Origin of the sequence: Fangia hongkongensis FSC776 = DSM 21703, assembly GCF_000379445.1 — a bacterium.
GTDB classification, from domain to species: domain Bacteria; phylum Pseudomonadota; class Gammaproteobacteria; order Francisellales; family Francisellaceae; genus Fangia; species Fangia hongkongensis.
The window spans coordinates 13997-31063 of sequence record NZ_KB902253.1; the positions used below are offsets into that span (position 1 = coordinate 13997).

Annotated in this window: 15 protein-coding genes; 4 read left to right on the top strand and 11 right to left on the bottom strand. The window is 34.1% G+C overall.

Translation table 11 applies throughout. The features are described 5' to 3' along the window. Nucleotides 1-15: 15 nt before the first annotated feature. The 11 genes from A37Q_RS0107440 to A37Q_RS0107490 all read right to left on the bottom strand — a co-directional run bounded on the left by A37Q_RS0107440 (nucleotide 16) and on the right by A37Q_RS0107490 (nucleotide 13316). Entirely contained in the window at nucleotides 16-642 is a 627-nt protein-coding gene (locus tag A37Q_RS0107440; protein ID WP_018299654.1) for a DotI/IcmL/TraM family protein, read from the bottom strand. Then, entirely contained in the window at nucleotides 642-1085 is a 444-nt protein-coding gene (locus A37Q_RS0107445; protein ID WP_018299655.1) for a type IVB secretion system protein IcmW, read from the bottom strand. The genes A37Q_RS0107440 and A37Q_RS0107445 overlap by 1 nt, the downstream gene beginning before the upstream one ends. After that, on the bottom strand, nucleotides 1086-4076 hold the full coding sequence (locus A37Q_RS0107450; RefSeq protein ID WP_018299656.1) for a hypothetical protein: 2991 nt from the start codon (nucleotides 4074-4076) through the stop codon (nucleotides 1086-1088). 18 nt (nucleotides 4077-4094) lie between these two features. Then, the gene (locus A37Q_RS0107455; RefSeq protein ID WP_018299657.1) at nucleotides 4095-4841 is read right to left on the bottom strand and encodes a hypothetical protein; all 747 of its coding nucleotides are present in this window, start codon (nucleotides 4839-4841) and stop codon (nucleotides 4095-4097) included. A gap of 43 nt (nucleotides 4842-4884) precedes the next feature. After that, the gene (locus A37Q_RS15860) at nucleotides 4885-5997 is read right to left on the bottom strand and encodes a DotG/IcmE/VirB10 family type IV secretion system protein (protein ID WP_018299658.1); all 1113 of its coding nucleotides are present in this window, start codon (nucleotides 5995-5997) and stop codon (nucleotides 4885-4887) included. Continuing rightward, nucleotides 5990-6853, bottom strand: a complete 864-nt coding sequence (locus A37Q_RS0107465; RefSeq protein ID WP_018299659.1) for a DotH/IcmK family type IV secretion protein — start codon at nucleotides 6851-6853, stop codon at nucleotides 5990-5992. The genes A37Q_RS15860 and A37Q_RS0107465 overlap by 8 nt, the downstream gene beginning before the upstream one ends. A gap of 333 nt (nucleotides 6854-7186) precedes the next feature. Next, nucleotides 7187-9064 (bottom strand): hypothetical protein, encoded by a 1878-nt coding sequence (locus A37Q_RS0107470; protein ID WP_018299660.1) that lies wholly within the window; start codon nucleotides 9062-9064, stop codon nucleotides 7187-7189. 13 nt (nucleotides 9065-9077) lie between these two features. Further along, nucleotides 9078-9659: a hypothetical protein gene (locus A37Q_RS0107475; protein WP_018299661.1), complete on the bottom strand. Its 582-nt coding sequence runs from the start codon at nucleotides 9657-9659 to the stop codon at nucleotides 9078-9080. A 250-nt stretch (nucleotides 9660-9909) separates the two neighbouring features. After that, on the bottom strand, nucleotides 9910-10734 hold the full coding sequence (locus tag A37Q_RS0107480; protein WP_154648645.1) for a hypothetical protein: 825 nt from the start codon (nucleotides 10732-10734) through the stop codon (nucleotides 9910-9912). A 281-nt stretch (nucleotides 10735-11015) separates the two neighbouring features. Next, nucleotides 11016-12197: a hypothetical protein gene (locus tag A37Q_RS0107485; RefSeq protein WP_018299663.1), complete on the bottom strand. Its 1182-nt coding sequence runs from the start codon at nucleotides 12195-12197 to the stop codon at nucleotides 11016-11018. Between the two features lie 315 nt (nucleotides 12198-12512). Beyond that, entirely contained in the window at nucleotides 12513-13316 is an 804-nt protein-coding gene (locus A37Q_RS0107490; protein ID WP_018299664.1) for a helix-turn-helix transcriptional regulator, read from the bottom strand. Nucleotides 13317-13517: 201 nt separating this feature from the next. On the opposite strand from A37Q_RS0107490, the gene A37Q_RS0107495 reads away from it, so the two are divergent. The 4 genes from A37Q_RS0107495 to A37Q_RS16420 form a co-directional block, all read left to right on the top strand. Continuing rightward, nucleotides 13518-14168, top strand: coding sequence for a helix-turn-helix domain-containing protein (locus A37Q_RS0107495; RefSeq protein ID WP_018299665.1), 651 nt, complete (start codon nucleotides 13518-13520; stop codon nucleotides 14166-14168). A gap of 612 nt (nucleotides 14169-14780) precedes the next feature. Next, entirely contained in the window at nucleotides 14781-15410 is a 630-nt protein-coding gene (locus A37Q_RS0107500) for a hypothetical protein (RefSeq protein ID WP_018299666.1), read from the top strand. A 415-nt stretch (nucleotides 15411-15825) separates the two neighbouring features. Then, nucleotides 15826-16797: a ParA family protein gene (locus A37Q_RS0107510; RefSeq protein ID WP_018299668.1), complete on the top strand. Its 972-nt coding sequence runs from the start codon at nucleotides 15826-15828 to the stop codon at nucleotides 16795-16797. An 11-nt stretch (nucleotides 16798-16808) separates the two neighbouring features. Then, nucleotides 16809-17067 (top strand): hypothetical protein (locus A37Q_RS16420; RefSeq protein ID WP_026196586.1); only part of this gene is annotated, 259 nt, incomplete at its 3' end.

Consider the following 17067-nt stretch of genomic DNA (forward strand, 5'->3'; position numbering starts at 1 on the left):
TCCTTTAACGCGCGATTAAAATGTTAAATTACTGCTTTGAATGATTTGTGCGATGCCGAATAAACTTTGATTAGCATCCGTGACTTCTTGCTGTTGAACAGTAACTTGTAGTATTACTTGAATGTTCTGTACTACATCCTCTTTGGAATAACTTATAAGCAAAGGTACTTGTATTTTCCAACTACGAATACCAGATAAATAGCCTTCAGCTGTGACCACTGGGACATCACTTAGTGTCGCGCTGACAACAATTTTCTTACTTTTTATCTGCGCCAAAGTATCTGTAAATGCGCTATTGAAACTACTCCATCCGTCGCTAGTGAAAAGTGGCTCAACATGGCTTAACTCACGCCGATAATTTAGGAAATCTAATGCATAGACTTGCACAATGTTTTGGCTAACCCAGTTAATAACCATCTGGTTATTGATGCTTGGCGTCTCAGATAGCATGATTTGTTTTATAACACCATGATCATTGACTGCAAGAAATTTTTCTTCTTTAGCATGGTAACAATACCAGCATGACAGCAATAAAAATATATTAAACAAACCGCTAATGATAATGACTTTTATTAGTAATCTAAAATTATCGCGATAGAATGAAGCATTTTGCATTATTAGTTTTAAGTTATCTTGCTTCATTACGCTTCATCCATTGCGAGAGTTAATACTTTTTCCAAGATATGCAAACGCTCATAACACATAACCTTGGTAATAACCTGACATTTTTCAAAGCAGATGCATCGCTTAAGCAAATACTGAAAATCATTATTGGGTTCACTACTTATGATTGTGTAAAAAGCATTAAACATGTCAGCATTTTCCTCTGCTAAATGCTGCATGTAGTACATTAGTATTTTTGTTGGTAACATATTAGCAACTTCAATAATTCGAATGATGTTCTCTTTAGTTACTGGCCAGATATAGCTTTGCTCAAAAAAAATCTCAAGCTCATGATAATCCTCCTCACCAAAAATAAAATCATTGTCATCGATTTCGATTTGCTGAAAAGCATCTAATAAATTATTGACATAAACATTTGAGAATGATGCCCAATAGCCAGTTATTTCATCGTGTAAAGACATTTAACACTCCTCATCATCAAGATTAATTTCAGTGATACCAGATACTTGCACCAATATTTTTTTTATAAAGGCATTCGATAAAAACGAAATGCCTTTATCCGGATAAATCTGCGCTTGTATTTCAAAATAACGTTTGGCTGTGCCTGTTGGAAAGGCTTGTGATAACTGCAAAAGCGCTTCATTTACTGATAAGTGCTCAAAAAGTTGATCTCGAAGATAGATATCTTCAGCAGTTGTAGTAAAGGCCCATAACTCATATGCACTTAAGCTTAAATTCAATAACTGTGTATTGATCCCAGACTTGGTATGGAACTGTGACAAAAAGGTCATCCCTGTGGCACTAGGACCATGAACATAGTGCTGCAAAGCATAGCGCTCCGTCTCATTCAGTCCAAACGTTTTGACTGTTTGATTCAGAGCACTATGATTACCCCCACTTAAAATAAAAATAGAAGTTGCAAATTCCAGAATTACTGGGTCAAAATCAGCTAATGCTTGAGATGCTAGAACAACCTGTACATTTTGCTTTCTACCCTCACGCATATCTTTGATCACTTGTTGGCGGATCGGCCAACAATTTGATGTGCGATGAAATTCGTCAAAAACGATACGTTTAGGAAGATTGATCATCGATTTAATTTTCTGTGTGTGATAGTGCTTGTAATTATCAGGTAATCCATTTAAATCACTTAACTTTAAATAAAACTGATTTGATGTTGCATGTCTTACTAACATGTAAGCAATGGCTGATTTCTTCTCATCACTGGCGCTACCTGTTGTTACCACCGATGATAGATCAAACGCGGTTACACGCGAGGTAACCGATAACTTAGTTACCATATTAACGCCTGGATAATTACGGATACAACTGGCAATATTACGACAAAAATACTCAATATAACTCTCACCATTGCTTAAGGTAAGTTTTTCGTACAAATCTACAATTGATGGGTGATGTACTGCTGATACCATATCAACTAATAGTGGCGAGGCATAGCGTTGTGCCATCTGTGCTAGTGATACTTCATTATGTATAAATAAATAATCGACTACATCCCACCAACTACTTATATTGGATGCAATAGCATGGTCAGTATGAAGCTGTAAAAATTCATCAATTTCGGTGACAATACCATCTAAATAAAGCTTTGGTTGATGCTCATCACTTGCATTGCGATAAACAATATCAACCACCATCGTGATCATGGCGCTCATCCCATCAGGTAGGCTGTGCGTAATATTTTCTAACATTAAAATAGATATGAAATTCACTAGAAAATGTCGATGCATAATGTTCGGGGTTCTTGAACCTAAATAGCTATCAAATGGATTGATTGCATCTTCAGTAGATAGGTGAAATCGATAACTTTGAGCAAGAGCTATACCCCGAACATTATCTCTACGTTGCTGTAAAAGATGGATTAATCCAAAGGATGATTCGCCGATGTCTAGGATTGAAATATACGGAAGTTCATCTAACCCTGCCCTTAAACATACACCAAGGTTCAGTTTATTTAATAACACTGACTTTCCTGCACCAGAACGTGCATACACAAGCTCAACCCAACTAACCTGCAAATAAGAACCACTTTGGTATGGCCATGTTTTACCATCTGGTGTCCTAAAAATAGTGGATCCTGAGTCCCATGAACAAGCGGGTCTAAACAGTGGCATCAATTTAACCGCATCACTTAATGGACAACCAACAACGCCCGGAACATGCTGTTTATCAAGCGCCAACAAAGTTGAACACACAGTTTTTGTTGGGTCACCAAACTTATCGCATACTTGTGCTCCACCCCAGCTTTGCACTGCTTTGATAAGCATAGATTTTTGTTGCATTAGTCGATCAAGATCATTCTTATCTGCCCAAGTAACCAAACTAACGGAAAGCTTAATAACAGGAATGTCACTTTTTTCTTCTAAAACTTTTAATAATCTATGAGCCTCACAAATCAGGCGATTTTCATGTGAGCAGAACTTTAGAAACTGCGCTAAAATTGACTTTGTTTTACTAACATTAATGCCATTATGTGACATACTATAACTCATTTGCCAGGGAATATTACTTTCGACCAGAGCTCTAAATAAATTAAAAAATGGCTTTATATCTTTTGGAAATAACTCAATAGTGACTGGGGCATAGCAGTATTCGCCAAACGAGGCTTCCGATACCGACATATTCATGCCATCCTCGGTGAAAAGCTGCTGTGAAAAACTTGGCCAAAGCAAATAATTTCCATCGCTATTCGTGTCAAAATAGTGTGATTCACCTGGCAATAAAGCTTGCCAAGTTTTTTGCTGATGATTTGGTGTTATCTGCCATTTGATGGTTGTGAGTATGTGATCTACTGTCAGTAGTTTTATACTAATTCGCATTACTTTTAATGCATTGGTAATCAGTGACATCACTGATTGATGCGCCAGTCTTATCTCAGGCAGCACATTTAAAAACTGCTGTGATTTAGCGGAAAGCTTGAGTTCTAAATCTTTGATAGATTTGGCTTTATGCGTTAATGCACGTTTTCTTTGTGCACTGTCTATAATTGATGAAGTTGTCCATATGCACAAATAAACCTGCTCAAAATTACATTGCTGAGAAAGATGTTCTTTAGTTTTAGTAAAATAATCTGACAATGGAATATCAAGGCGTTTTGCAGTATGGATGCTTGACTGTTGGAGTCCATCGATTTGCTCACTAATATCGCTTGGGTCATATCGGTATAAACATTTAACAATATGCCCTTGTCTTTTTAGCAGTGGTGTTAGCGCTTGTTGCAAATGATCTGCCAGCTCTTTGAACTCGAGATCTGAAATTAAGTTATTTACACCTGAGAAATCAATGACTGAAAGTAATGAGCCATCCTGAGTGATCAGCGTATGTTTATCATCGGCGCTTTCTAGTTCGCAGTAGCTTGCCAAAGACTTTTTAGTAAACTTATCAAACCAGGCAAAACACTCTTCAACACCTTGATACAAGCGATTTAACATAACCATGCCCCAACATGCTTATGAAAATACATAACCAGATGACATAAAGATTTTATTATGAGTACTATCTATCTTTAGCACTTTTCCATAACCTGGAATCTCACTGTTTTTGACAACTGTACGCGTATAGCCATTTTGATCTTCAAGCCAAGCAATTCCATCAACAATAGCCGTTAAATTGAGTTTATCGATACTCGCCATTCTCGCTGCACTCATTGCTTGCAATTGGTTTTCGATACTGCCTAGCGCCGTTTGAGCTTTTTGCATTGCATCACTATTTTGTGTCATTTTAGCCATACCTTCTTTTAGTGCACCAAGGTCAGCTTCTATTGATTTAATATGTTGAGCCAAAATTAAATAGCTTGATTTTAACTCTTTTTGTGTTTGCTGCTGCATACCAATTAATGACTGTAATTTGCCCCCTGTCATGGTCTGACGATTTTGATTTAATGGCTGCTGTCTATATGCAGGATAAGCATCGCCACCAACAGGCAAACTAAGGGAGTCAATTTTTTGCCATTGTTGATCTAGCGCTTGATTTCCAGATAGAATTTTTTGACTGGTGTTTGTCGATGAAAAAAGCGGACTAAGTAATAAATAAGCACCAAAAATCATGGCAATGCCAGTGACTGAATAAGCAATATGTATTTTCTCAAATTTAAACCGTTGTGGTTTGGTTGATAATGTTTTTGATGAATGTGACGTATCTTGAGCAAATGAATTGTCACCATGATCATTTTGACTTTTGAAAACATCCTCTTGCATAGTATTAATCTCCAAATAATTTTTGCATCTGTGTAATCACTGGTTACACTTTCCCCGAACGAACATCATCCATAATTAAAATACCAATGGCAGAACCCTGCGCGAGCTTTACTGTCGGCGACATATTAAACTGTTGCGCCATTGCATTACTCAATGCACTACCAATCTGACCTAATCCTGCATAGGCAGCATTTTGGGTCGTCACTGCTGCTTTTTGTGTATTAATGCAGATCGTCGCATTTGGCGGGCAGACACTATTTTGTCCATTTGAAAAATAAGTGCCGAATCCTTGTAAAAATGCAGCTGAAAACAAACTTCCATAGCGCAACAAATAGTGATGGTTAACACTTGTTGCCATGGCACTTTGTGCTGTATTTTGATCAATTGCATAAGCGTTGATTGCCACACTACTATTAGCATCAGGTATAGACATACGCGAGAATTTAACCACCAGCTTGTCTTCCTGACGTTCAAAACTACCCAATAATTTTGCACCTTTATAGTTACCAACGACTATCGTAGCTAATACTGGGGTATTTGCTTGATCACTATTAAGAGCCGTATTTAACACTGCAAATAAAATGTCACCCGCTTTTAACAGCACCGCCCCATTTTGCTCAGTTGATGCGTTTGTCGCCGTGCTATTACCACTATTAATCACTTGCTGCATAGTGGGCACTTTATTCCAAACATTAATTAATTGCTGAAAATTATTTTGCTCTGCCTGTAAAGATGATGAATTACCACTATTTAACCATGCTTGCGTCTCAGAGGTTATCGAATATGAACTATTTTTATCTTTCTCACTTGCTTGCTGCTGATAAAATGACTTAGGATCCTCACTTTCAGGTGCTTGTTGTTGAGTATTTTGCTCATTTGCATTAAAAATATCTTCTATATAGCTATCTTGCGACTTTTTTGCTTGAGAAATATCCTCTTTATTTTGCTGTTGAATCAGTTTGTCATATGCATGTTTATGTAGGTTATTTGGCTGATTTGGTGCAATCTCATTATCGATAGATGATGACAAATAGGTTTTAGAGCTGTTTGAAAAGACAGATATCCCAATAATAATTGCCGTTGCACCACCAAGAAAAACACAAAGAATTTTGATTCTAGGGTGTTGCGCAAAAAATTTCAGTATCCCTTTAAACATTGTTATCCCTAATCATCACTTTTTTTAGACCTGAGTTTGTTGAGACAAGTACCACTGAGGTTGGATTAATTTCATAAGCATTCATATGTGCAGTAGTATTATCCTCTGCATGATGAATCCATGAAGGCGATATCAATACCCCTTCAGTTACTAATAAATAGTTCCCCTGATAATGCCATGCATCAAGTGCATCATTTGAAATACTTAACTTTTTTGCCCCATCTGGTACAATGCCGTGCAATAAATCAACCAATACACCGCTATCTAATTTGGTTAGATTACTATCACTGCGTCCATTGGAATCAATAACACGAACATAGTCCAAATAATCCCATTGCTCTTGGGTTGATAAAATAGTGATAGTAACTGGGATAGATAATCCATTTAGCATAACTGCCATATTAGTCTCCGCATAAGGCTTTATTGCTTGCATCATTAAGACATTGTTTTTCTTATCCCAGCCCACCTTAAAATCACCACTATTACCAATGACATAACCGTCAATTGGAAGAACATTGCCATTAGCATCTGTGAAAATTAAAGAAGTAACCACTCCGATACCCAAGCGAACATTTGGCGGTGTAATATGTTTAGTTGGATTAATGCTTGTTATTAATACGCGTGATACACCTTGCGTTCCTGACATTGCTGGCACAGTTGATGCTGCTTTTTGACGAGTAGAAACTTCTGTTTTAATTTCTTTGATTTGCTTTGGTGCTAACGGAAACATCGAACTGACTAATTGGTCAATATCATTTGTAGTTGCGAAAGATACCTGCGTCAAAAAAACAGTGGCAATACTAAGTAAAATAGGTGTTTTTGTCATCAAAAATTCATTACTTTTGCCTTTTGTCATGAAGATAATACAATGCTACAAAACTTGCAAAAATTAAGTATTGAATTAAGCCAAAAGTTTATTCAAATAAAAATTTCCAGTAGTTTAACGGTATTTAGTTGTAAAGTCTGTCCTAAAGTAGCATGGATACAACAAGGTAAATTGATGGTTATCTAATGAATGTACATCAATCACGGAATTACGCTTAACCCTACTATACCTGTACTATTACTTACAATACCATCATATGAAATTATTCACGCATATTTAGCAATTAAATCACATAGCATTTATAGAATAGTTATACTACAGAACTAGGAAAAAGATCAAAATAAAATTGTACATGGCAAGTTATTAAGCAATCTTTGCTAAGTCATCCACTTTTTGCTCGCTTACTTGTTTAAAAGTTAAGTGAGGGAGACTTTTTTCTTGAATGTGTTCTGAGAAATATTTGTTGTATAGCTGCAGTGGTAATATACTTTTGATGTTGCTAGCCAAAGAGTATTGATTCAATTGCTCCATTAACACTTTACCAGACTCGTTATTAATTAATGCAGCGCTACATGACTCATTTAATTTTAGTTTAGATAGCATATCACAGAATATTTCTTTAAAGTCTTTATTGCTCAAGTTGAGCCTCTTTACTCCTGACAAGAACACCTCCACTGTTTCACTATGATTGCAATACAACGCCGTAAATAAACCGGATAGCCCATTCTTTTTAGCAACGATTAACGTCTTTAGTTCATCGTTATTGATTGCAAAAGATTTTAATTCATGCATCATTATCTCGACGATATCTGATAAGCCTTCTTTAAGCGCCCAGTGCAATACTGGAAATTCGATGCTTACTTCAAAATTTTTTCCGCAATAGTCATTCACCAAAACATACTTATATGTCAGCCAATTTTTTAACTCGCTAGTATCAGTTAAACTAAAGCGTTTTATCAGATGCATATAATCTTGAAAAGCACAAACGTCACCCTTGGTAAGTATAATTGACAGAGTGTTTTGTTTATTTTTGTTTTCATGTGTCAACAGCCTCTTTAATTCTTGTAATGCTTGTTCTTTTGGGTTGAATAGCTTTAGCATCATTCCTATTCGAAAAAGCACGAAAGAATGATTGTTTTGCAATGAATTTTGTATTTGATTATTTCCATTATCATCTTCAATTGCTAAACATCTTAGCAAGTCTGACACATCTAGTGACAAACTTTTGAACCCTTCCAAATAGGAGTTAAATTTTTGATCACTATCAGACTTTTGCTGCCTTAGAATCTGTACAAATGGACTCCCTTCAGGGGCGTCTTTAGTTAAAAAGATTTCCTTTAACTGAGATAGATTGAGATTAAGGCTTTGAACACCTAGCATAAATGACTTTAGATCATTTCCATTTCTACTATTTGATTTAATGATATCTTTTAAAAGTAATTGATATTTTTGTTTTTCATAAGGAAAGCAGTCAGTATTAAAGCCCTTGGTTAACTCACTAGGGCTATCTGAATAACTTAATATATTAAGCAAAGGATGGTTACAAATATCACTCTGTTGTTTTAGACTTTCATATATTTCGTCACACTTGCCTATAGCTTCTTCTACAAGAATTGTATCATGATCAACCAAATGCCACTTCTCATCATGGCATATAAGTGCCATTCTATGCCTAGGCCTTTGAATAGTTAAAACAAACTCTTGAGATTCTTTTTTCCTCTTTAACAATTCTGTAAACGACTTCTTATCATTAATATCTATAACGGTATAGTTGCCTGAAAATATTTCCTTCTGGTTATCTTTGGGTTGCATTGCAAAGAGCTTTGACGCTTTTCGGTAGTCTTGCTCAGAAAACAGGTAGGTTCTTAGGTTTTTCCGCAAAAGTTGGTCATTATTCGAGTTACTTATAACGCCTTGATACAATAACACGGTATCACAGAATGCCAATAACTCACCAAATGTAATGTCGTTAATTTTAATATTCAATATTTGTTTTTTTTGTTCTTGGTCTCTTTCCTGATCAGAGTGCCAAGTATGCGTGAAAAGTGATAATAGCTTCTTATCATTTTCACTAAAAGCTTGTATCGACTTTGCTCTATGAAGGAATTGCTTAAACAGACTAGTGCTATCAGTCGCTAAATGCCCCAGTGCTGCCTGAACTGCGGTAAATGCAATACCATAACAAACACCTTCTTTATCGGGACTATACCCAAGCAACTCCATTAGTTCAATAATTTTCATTAACACAACCCTACTATTTGAAAAAACTTACTCCATTACTGTGTGCTTTTTGCTGTTCTGTTAACTTTTTAAAAGGCATAGCAATATTGGTTTTTTTTAACATCAAGTTTTTCTGCATCCCTGATAGCATCTTTTGCGTATCTACAGCATTAGGTTTTTTGGTATGATCTATTTTTAATTTATGCTTGTTACTGGCACTTTTAATCCTGCCTTCACATTGGGTATATGCGGGATTAAACGTCGACCCACTTTCAAATCTGTCTCTTGCGCTAAATTTTTTTAAGTGCAACAGATTGTGTGCTGCAAACTGATGTGCATTTAAGCCTTCACTTTCTACCTGCAATGCCTTCGGGTCATTTATTAACATATTTACAGCTTCTGCAAAGCGCTGCATATCATCTAAGGCTAATGCAGACATTGCGAACCAAATTGTGTGTGCATTGTCTATTGAAATACGACCTTTAATCATTGTACTTAATAAGCCTACTTCATCTTTTAAAAGATACTGTCCCATTTTCTGGTAGTTTTTTTCCGTTGTAGATTTTTCCTTTTTTAAATCATTGGCAAAACATTGCACTTTTTGTATGTCTATCATAATTTTTCTCTCTAAAGTTAATACGTGCTTTTCTCATTTAAAATATTCTATACATTTGTTATAACAATAATCTTGATCCTACCACCTTGCAAAAATATCGTGAAAAACTTGTCAAAACGCCTATGATAATGAAGTTTTTTGATGATTTAACTGGCTAACTAGAAATTCCATATGACACACAAAAATATGAAAACATTAAGCAATGATTTTCTGAATTACCTATGCTCAAGGAACATTACAAAGTTAGAAGCTAATCGAAAAATCTTAGACGATAATCATCTTGAAAATCACCATTCTCAATATATTGCCCCATAAAAGCAAATATTTCAGGTTTACTCTTACTATTCACGTGTTTTGGTGTATCCTGCCGATTTAAATGATGGAATTTATCTATTTGTTTCGCCCAAGCTAAATGCTCATCAATGTCAATTTTCAGCTGAGTAGAGCTCAAATAACTAAGCTCCCTAATGCCCTGTTTCCACCAAACAGAACTTTTAGCACTATTAAATGTGTCGTTACTAACATTAATTATGTCTACGCTAAAATATTGTTTCATATACTCGTCGTCTGTAGGCTGTCTTGAGCTATTATTTAAAGCATTTTCATATAGGTTAAATCCATACCCTTGAAGGGCATCTATATACCAGACTCGACCATTGTATTTAAAAGCACTAATGTAATGGGACTCTGATTCAAGATTTAGTATTACCGCGCCTTCTTCAGAAGATATTGTATCTTTTATTCTTGATGATAACTTTTCTTTATACTCCTTAATACTTTGGTTTGCTTCAGCAATTAAAGTATTTTTAGGGTCTCTAATTTGTGAACCATAATCCGCATAAAATGGAGTACCAAAATCTTTAAATCTAATATGACCAGGCTGGGGGATGCTTGATAAGCCTTTATTAAGAAACCCCATACATGCAATAAAAGATGCCGCTAAGCAAGGACCATCAGACATGCCATTTTTAGGAAATATTTGCTTTTTAATTAATTTACTCAACAAGTAATCTTTTTGATAGTCTTCTAATTCTAGTTTATCTATTATAGACATTAACTCTTTGACACCACTCACCTACGACCTCGTAATTTTAGCTATAAATACTCCCAGATTTTTAAATTATAACGACTCATCAAAGAGCGCTTAACGCGCCCTCTAATTTCTTGTGTTATTTTAATAACATTTTATTCTCATCCTCCTTCAATTCTAAGTAGATATCACCTTCCCTCAATACTTTCCATTACCTTATACAACATTCATGTTTAGTTGTACTCCGTGTTAATTGATTGAATACTGTCTTATTTTCCTAATGTTAATAACCATTTTTATTATCAGTTTGCTTGATATCTTGAGGGTTAGCAGGGAGACATAGATGCATCGATTTTTTTTGCAACATACATGTATTCTTTACCGTTTTCAAAGAATATTGGTTTGGACATTACATCACTATCAAGGTCTGGATAAGGGTTTTTAAAATCCTCCTCAAAGTTATTTAATGAGCTAGGATCTGAAGAAGTATCATTATTCTTTGATTTAAAGAGATTATATACTTCTGCAAGTTCCTTTGTATGGTTTAACTTTTCCCTATTAACAATGTTCTTTGGTTGCCAATAGCTTGGTTGATGATTTTTACGTGACAGATGGTTTATCACGCTCATCCTATCGGCATACCCATTGTGATTATACGCATCTGTAATTATCTGAGCGATTTCTTCTATATTATCTATAGCACCACTTTCAAGATGATGTTTTACATTCTCTATATTTAATAGCTCTCCTTTTTGCAGGTTTTGAGTGAGAACATTCGAGGCTGATTTAACCTGATTGATCACTTCATTAACTTTTTTATCATTCATAATCCCTTTATTCTCTAAGAAATTTCTTATATCAAATTCTAATGCGGCATCTCTTTTTTCTTTGATCGAAGTTTTAAATAAACCTAGCTTATGACATACATCTTTAAAGAAGTTGACTATTTTTAAGGTGAAGTTATAAAGTATGTCTTGAACATAATTTGATGAACGCTTCCACCACAATGGAGATCCTGCTTCAAGATTTTCTTCAAGGTCATTAACTGCAGATGCTATGCTATTTTCAAAAGTACCTGGATTATCACAGGTTAGAAAATTTGTTAAGACTGATTTTTTGAAATCATTTAAATGCTGCTTACTATTCGTAGAATGTTTTCCAGCTTCTTTGACTAGTCTAGACACATCTCTCATAGCAGCACTAATCGGACCATTTGAACTGCTCATCAGCGCCAAGTAAATCTCTTTTAATCTGTTAAAATGATCTTTTGACTTAAGCTCAAAGTCGCCACTTTTATTCTTTTCTGCACAATTTGAGCTAATTAATGCTTGAGCAATATCATTGGGAGTAAATACATCTGTTTTCTGATTTTCACTTAAACCAGAAGTACTATTATCAGAGATGGTAAGCTTATACCCTTTATTAAATACTCTTGATCTATTTTGAATTGTCAACCTATCTTCTATTTTATCTGAATTTTCTGATTTTAATAACACATTAAATTTCATAATATTTCTCCTTTATTTACCTTTCATTTAGTGGATACTAGCCCAATCTATTGCCATCTTGTTTTTATTATTTAAGCTCAATATCATTACCGCCAAAGGGGAACTTATATTTGGCAGATGTTGCTAATATACGGTTAATTTTTAGAGATTTAAGCTTTTGCCTAGTTGATCAATCATTGCGCTATACCAGCCGTATTAACCACACCAAAAAAAGCAACTAATGTCGTATTTGTAAGCATTTTGTTTAATGAGTATTTTTGTGCAAAATAATTCTATCGCTCTGTAATGTGGAGTACACCATACAAAAATTTTTGATTATGGTTCTATTCCTTTTTGTATTAAATTGCGGATAAGCTCATGTTGAGAAGAAACAAAGATCAAAAAATCATATTTATTTTTAAAACTCAACTTTTTCATAAGTCTGTTTAGGTTATCTTCGACTGTACGATAAGACAAATAAAGTTTTGATGCAATTTCTTTGGCACTGTGAAATCCGTGATAAAGAAACCATAATAATTTTAACTCCTTCTCAGAAAGTCTATTGGTTAAAGGGTGCGAAAATTTGGATTGGTAGTGAAAGTCTTTTCCTGTATATGCTTCAGAAATAGTAAACTCGGATAGATACCTAAACTCATTGGTTATGTTTTGATAAATCCTATGTGTTATAAGCTGTAACTCCCGGTATTTATCGCTATATTTCAACATCTCTTTTTTATCTTTAAAAGAGAGTGTTAGCTTAGAAACACTTTGATCTAAATGGTAGCAAAAAACCATTATGGCATCGATATTACTATCTAATATTGATTCCATGAAAGATAATTCATTATAATCTTCCTTATTGATAAAATGATATATATCAGTGTACCTTATTACACTAGGTAATAGCAAAACATTTTCATATGAATGTACTGGGTTAGCGTGCTCAGGCTGGTAATCGTAGTAATTGAAATCTTTTTCATTAAGTCTAATAGGAATCTCACAAACAATTCCATTTTTACAGATAAGCGTGTAAGTTATCGCATCTGAAGTAATATCTGATAGATAATTTAAGAGAAGTTTTTTTATTTGGTTATAATACAGTGGATAAGATTTTTCATATATAGAAAGCAAACTAGGCATAAATAATTGATATATTGTGTATATTGGCGAAATTATATGGTTTTAAAAGAGCTAAATTAAGGGCACCTCAAAAACCTTTATGAAATTTTTATTTTTATCATCACGTATCAATACGTATTGAATTGATATCTTATAATTTGCACAATAGCTTCTACATTTATTTGGCTAGTTTTTTGCCTAACTATAAGGAAATAAAATAATATGGATAACGTCTCTTTTTTTGAACTTGATACCTCATATCGATTAATAAGTTTTAATCAAAAATTCATGAATGATATTAAACTACATGAAAATGACTTAATAGGAAAAACAGCACAGGAAATTTTGCCAAAAAAAGCATTTCATCATATGTATGACCTAGGTAATCAAGAAGCTATTTTATCAAAAGGGATTTCTATTCGTAAGGACATAGCATTATTTTACGATGGTTGCCAGCCAATTATTACCACAAAAAAATATATTAACCATAACAATGTATATATTCGCGGTTTTTATTTTCCTCTTGAGAAAAGTCCAACCGAGGTATGTGGGAAAAAAATTGTGATCAAAAATTATTTTAAGTTGGTTAAACTCTCAGCACTGAATTTTTATGTGTTGTCATTAAAATGTTCAGGAAAAACAAATACAGAAATTGCACAACGTGTTTTTAGGGCAGAATCTACAGTACGTAACATGCTCTTAGATATGTTTTGCACATTTGGGGTATACGATATTGTAACGTTATCTCGGTATTACTTTCTTGGAGAGTGGCTTAATCAAACAAGTCTTAAATTTATACATAAAAATATCACCACATTGGCTCAAGTCAATATGAACAAGCAAGAGAAAATCAATAAAAAATTACGATTTTAATAGCACGCCAATAAAAATTTGACGCTTTCAACTTCTTCAACGGTAATGATTCACAACTTATTCGGATAAATAGCATCTTTAAAAAATTCTTCTGACCCAATCTTCAAACAGCAAAGAATATATGCTGAAGGTAATTAAAACTATAAAATCAAGAAAAACACTCTGTCCTTGATGGTTATTTTTGATTTATCAAATAGAGAAATAATAATTGATACATTATGATGCATTTTTTGTATATCTATATTGATTGCACTTACTGTAACATCCCTATGTCGCCTGAGTGATAGTACGTCCATCGTGGGGGCTCTCATTCATTCATGCATAATACATATCTCTCCCTCTTGTGTTTGGTGCTGGGGGCTGTTCTCAGGCGATGTTTAATTTAGTTTTATGTGGTGTAGCTCATGTTCCTTATGGTCAGGTGGTTTTTCCATCGCACAGAGTTGTTACGTGCCAATGTGTTTGTAAGGGCAACATCCTCCGCAATCAAAGCCAATTAATTCACTAACGATCACGTATTGATACGTGATTTAATCTCATTATATTTTGCTATTATTTCTCCATCTCCAATTATGAAAATAATTAAGCTTACCTAGTGGAGAATGTATTACTGTGAATACAAAAACATGCCTAATTGCAACGTTTTTTTTATCATCATTTGTGTGGTCATATGCGTCAAATGATCCTGCAAAAACAGGCGTCCAATTCTCTTTAGAAGGTTCCTCTTCAGGACTTTGGAAAACAGAATCTGTAACAACAAACAATACAACCTTGTATGAAGTAAAGCAAGGGAGAGGCTTAGCTGTAGGAAGCTACCTTTCTTTTGAATATGCATTAACAAGAAATATCACCATTGGTATAAAAACCGGATATTTTCATGTATTTGATATCGGAGAGATCAAAACTCCTGAGAATAATACAACAATATCTACTGATAATATTCCTTTGCTTATCAGCGGAAAATACCACTTTAACTCAAAGTGGTTTATTGGGGGAGAGGCAGGTATTGACTATCAAAAACTTAGCTCTTACTCTTCTAACGATAATTATCACGATAAAGGAAACTGGAATATTGCTTTTATGAGTGGAATTCTAGGTGGCTATCAATGGGATAATCTATCACTGTCAACCTCTTTTGATTTTACTTCAGGGAAAAACCTAACAGATGACAAGTTTACAAAAAAAAGCACTCTAGAGAATATAAAAATAGGTTTACAGCTAAGTTACACGATTCCGATATAAATACTAACAATTTGATACATCTAACGTATATTACAATATAAAAAACAGCTTAGAATCTGTTGGAGGAAATGCCAGAGGCTGAGGAGATTGTGTGTGTATTTGTAATCAAAGTTGATATTTTAGGTTTATTTAAGAATCATGTTATTGTTTGTATGACGAAAATGTGAATGATATACGTCTAAAATAGGCACATATCAGTGAAATAAGGAACCAAAATAGCATTATCATTTACATTTATGATGAATGAAAAAAATTATAGGGCATGTAAATTGGTTCTACCTTATTTCTAAGGAACATAAAAACTAATAAACTATCTAAGAATAACAAACCCGCATATATTTACACAATTATGTTTGATTTATATAGGTTACAATAATATACTTATAGTAAATAGTTATTGTAACTGGGTTAAAGAATGGAAAATAGTTATCTTCAGGTTAATGACTTAAGTAATATTCTAGGTGGACTGTCTCCCCAAGCAATATATAAAATGTTAAAAGCTAAAGAGCTAGAAAGCATAATGATATCACCAAGAAAAAAGGTGATTCCTCCTGAATCAGTAAGGACAATTTTGATAGATAAAGGGTTCAAATATCAAAAGCAAATTCTGGCTTTCGACATGATAAAAGGAGGAGTTGGAAAAACAACCCTATCATCAACTGTCGCCGCTAGAGCAAGTCATTATGGATGCAAAACACTGATAATTGACTTCGACTTACAAGGTAATCTCTCTAGGTCATTTGAACTTCCAAATAAAACTTACAAAATCTGGATTGATATTGTGAAAGATAATGTTGACGTTAATGAGACTATAATCAATGTTAGTCCTTATTTAGATATAATTCCGTCAAACTTAAATAATTCTAGATTAGATATAGAAATGCAGCATGCATCAACAAATATCAAAGATCATGTTAAAGACATTCTAGATAATGTGATCGACAATTATGATCTTATAATAATTGATTGTCCCCCTGCTATTAACAAAGTAAGCGCATCTGCAATTTGTGCATCAGATAAAGTAATTATCCCTCTCAATCCAGACCCTTATGCTATGGATGGTTTAGTTATGACACTTAATGAAATCAAGAGAATCAAAAAAAGCTTCAAACTTAAAAATCCTGATTATATGATCGTTTGGAATAAATATGATGCCAGAAAAAGATTAGGTGCTATTTATATGCATGACTTAGCGTCTCAAATAAAAGTTGAACATATTTTGCCAGTTGTTATTAGGACTGATACCAGTTATGAAAATGCAATAGCAAACGCTGCCTCAATATTTGAAGCATCAAAAAATACAAATGCTAAAGAAGATATAGACCAAATGGCAAGAGAAATTATTGGACTAAATAAGTGGGTTGAAGAGAACTCAATAGATAAATAGGTGATGATGAAATGGCAAGCCTAGAGGATATATTAAATAAAAACAAAAGCAAGACTGGGAAGCAACCTCTTAACAGGTCAAAGCTTAAAGTTGTTAATACCTATCGACCATATGATATTGAAAACACTACCCCTAATTCTGATAAAATCAGTGCACCCCAAAAAGACAAAAAAAGCAAGGTACAAACTGAGAGCAAACTGGGTACAAACAAGGTACAAACTGAGAGCAAACTGGGTACAAACAAGGTACAAACTGAGAGCAAACTGGGTA

Coding starts and splice junctions, on each gene's coding strand:
- A37Q_RS0107440 (WP_018299654.1), bottom strand. CDS start 642: ATGAAGCAAGATAACTTAAAACTAATAATGCAAAATGCTTCATTCTAT.
- A37Q_RS0107445 (WP_018299655.1), bottom strand. CDS start 1,085: ATGTCTTTACACGATGAAATAACTGGCTATTGGGCATCATTCTCAAAT.
- A37Q_RS0107450 (WP_018299656.1), bottom strand. CDS start 4,076: ATGTTAAATCGCTTGTATCAAGGTGTTGAAGAGTGTTTTGCCTGGTTT.
- A37Q_RS0107455 (WP_018299657.1), bottom strand. CDS start 4,841: ATGCAAGAGGATGTTTTCAAAAGTCAAAATGATCATGGTGACAATTCA.
- A37Q_RS15860 (WP_018299658.1), bottom strand. CDS start 5,997: ATGTTTAAAGGGATACTGAAATTTTTTGCGCAACACCCTAGAATCAAA.
- A37Q_RS0107465 (WP_018299659.1), bottom strand. CDS start 6,853: ATGACAAAAGGCAAAAGTAATGAATTTTTGATGACAAAAACACCTATT.
- A37Q_RS0107470 (WP_018299660.1), bottom strand. CDS start 9,064: ATGAAAATTATTGAACTAATGGAGTTGCTTGGGTATAGTCCCGATAAA.
- A37Q_RS0107475 (WP_018299661.1), bottom strand. CDS start 9,659: ATGATAGACATACAAAAAGTGCAATGTTTTGCCAATGATTTAAAAAAG.
- A37Q_RS0107485 (WP_018299663.1), bottom strand. CDS start 12,197: ATGAAATTTAATGTGTTATTAAAATCAGAAAATTCAGATAAAATAGAA.
- A37Q_RS0107490 (WP_018299664.1), bottom strand. CDS start 13,316: ATGCCTAGTTTGCTTTCTATATATGAAAAATCTTATCCACTGTATTAT.
- A37Q_RS0107495 (WP_018299665.1), top strand. CDS start 13,518: ATGGATAACGTCTCTTTTTTTGAACTTGATACCTCATATCGATTAATA.
- A37Q_RS0107510 (WP_018299668.1), top strand. CDS start 15,826: ATGGAAAATAGTTATCTTCAGGTTAATGACTTAAGTAATATTCTAGGT.